A 2,026-nucleotide genomic window follows, 5' to 3' on the forward strand; every position below is an offset into this window, starting at 1 on the left:
CAGCTGAAACATCACGCTCCTGCCCAATATATTATTGGGAGTGCAGAATTCTGTGGGCATGTTTTTACAGTTGATGAGCGCGTGCTGATTCCACGACCAGAGACAGAGGAGTTGGTGGCTCTCATTCTCGAAGAAAACGATGAGAAAGCCTTACGAGTTCTGGATATTGGTACAGGAAGTGGGGCCATTGCGATTAGCTTAGCCCTTGCTAGACCTACCTGGCAGGTTCAAGCTAGTGATGTCTCAGAAGAGGCTTTAGCCCTAGCTCAAGAAAATGCCAAGCAATTAGAAGCTGTCCTTGAATTCAAGTCGTCAGATGTACTGGACGAACTAGAAGGTCCTTATGACCTGATAGTGTCCAACCCTCCCTATATCTCCCGGGATGATGTAGAAGAGGTTGGAGCCAATGTTTTAGCCTCTGAACCCCACTTAGCTCTCTTTGCAGACTGTGATGGATATGCCATCTACGAAAAGATTGCCCAGCAAGCACCAAGTGTTTTAACACCAGACGGAAAGATCTATCTAGAAATTGGCTATAAGCAAGGAGCCAAAGTAAAAGAGCTCTTTCGAGAAGCGTTTCCTGACAAACGAGTTCGAGTTCTGAAAGACCAATTTGGACAAGAAAGAATGGTAGTAGTAGACAATGGATAACATTGAGAAAGAATTAGAAGCAGGCCGTGCGGTTATTCTGCCAACTGAAACAGTCTATGGTATTTTCGCTAAAGCTCTGGACCAAGAGGCAGTTGATTATATTTACGAATTAAAACGTAGACCGAGAGACAAGGCTCTGAATTTAAATGTAGCCGACGAAAAAACGATTCGAATTTATTCGAAAAATCAACCCAGCTATTTAACAAAACTGATTCATTCATTTTTGCCAGGGCCTCTGACTATTATTCTTCAAGCGAATGAAAAGGTACCTAACTGGATTCATTCAGGATTGGATACAGTTGGTTTCCGTATACCGGCTCACCCAAAAACATTGGATTTAATTCGTAAATACAGCCCTTTGGTTGGTCCCTCTGCCAATCTTTCAGGTCATGCAAGTGGAACAAAGTATAGGGCTATTGTAAGCGAATTTGATCAAGTGGTTCCTGGTATAGAGGATGATGACTTTCTGACAGGCCAAGATTCAACTATTTTGGATATCTCTAGTTCCAAAGCCAGGATTTTGCGGCAAGGTTCTATTACAAAAGCTGATTTGCTTGCACAAGTGCCGGAGCTTTCTTTTGAGGAAGATGAACTTCCTCAGTGATAATGTACATAAATATTTTTTTATAAAGGAGTAGACCGATGATTTTTGATAAAGAAGATTACAAAGCTTATGATGCAGACCTATGGAATGCGATCGCTAAAGAGGAAGAGCGTCAACAAAACAATATTGAGTTGATTGCTTCTGAAAATGTTGTCTCTAAGGCAGTGATGGCTGCTCAAGGGTCTATTCTGACAAATAAATATGCCGAAGGCTATCCTGGTCGTCGTTACTATGGCGGGACAGATGTGGTTGATGTGGTCGAAAGTCTCGCGATCGAACGGGCTAAAGAAATCTTTGGGGCTAAATTTGCTAACGTTCAACCGCATTCAGGAAGTCAGGCAAACTGTGCTGCCTATATGGCCTTGATTGAGCCTGGTGATACCGTCATGGGGATGGATCTAGCTGCCGGTGGGCATTTGACGCACGGAGCTTCTGTGAGCTTCTCTGGTCAAACCTATAACTTTGTGTCCTATAGTGTAGATCCTGAAACAGAGCTCTTGGATTTTGATGCCATCCTAAAACAAGCCCAAGAAGTGAAGCCAAAACTCATCGTTGCTGGTGCCTCAGCCTACTCTCATATCATTGATTTCTCAAAATTCCGTGAGATTGCAGATGCAGTAGGAGCCAAACTCATGGTTGACATGGCCCATATTGCTGGTCTCGTGGCAGCAGGTCTTCATCCAAGTCCGGTTCCTTATGCCCATATCACGACTACGACCACTCACAAGACCCTTCGTGGACCTCGTGGAGGTCTGATCTTGACCAATGATG

The 2,026-nt window shown here is 43.9% G+C and carries 3 protein-coding genes; all 3 read left to right on the forward strand.

Annotation, left to right across the window (positions count from 1 at the left end; all coding sequences use genetic code 11):
• The coding region (prmC, locus tag SPADD19_RS06515; protein WP_061455560.1) for a peptide chain release factor N(5)-glutamine methyltransferase at positions 1-651 on the forward strand (651 nt) is incomplete at its 5' end.
• A complete protein-coding gene (locus SPADD19_RS06520; RefSeq protein WP_061455561.1) occupies positions 644-1,255 on the forward strand; it encodes an L-threonylcarbamoyladenylate synthase in 612 nt (203 codons plus the stop codon). The genes prmC and SPADD19_RS06520, both read left to right, overlap by 8 nt.
• 38 nt (positions 1,256-1,293) lie before the next feature.
• A partial coding sequence (locus SPADD19_RS06525; RefSeq protein ID WP_128861602.1) for a serine hydroxymethyltransferase occupies positions 1,294-2,026 on the forward strand: 733 nt, incomplete at its 3' end.

It is taken from the genome of Streptococcus parasanguinis, assembly GCF_001578955.1.
In the GTDB taxonomy this organism is placed as follows: Bacteria; Bacillota; Bacilli; order Lactobacillales; family Streptococcaceae; genus Streptococcus; species Streptococcus parasanguinis_U.

What these genes read in the sequence shown, in the direction of transcription:
- SPADD19_RS06520 (WP_061455561.1), top strand. Translation starts at nt 644, where the DNA reads ATGGATAACATTGAGAAAGAATTAGAAGCAGGCCGTGCGGTTATTCTG.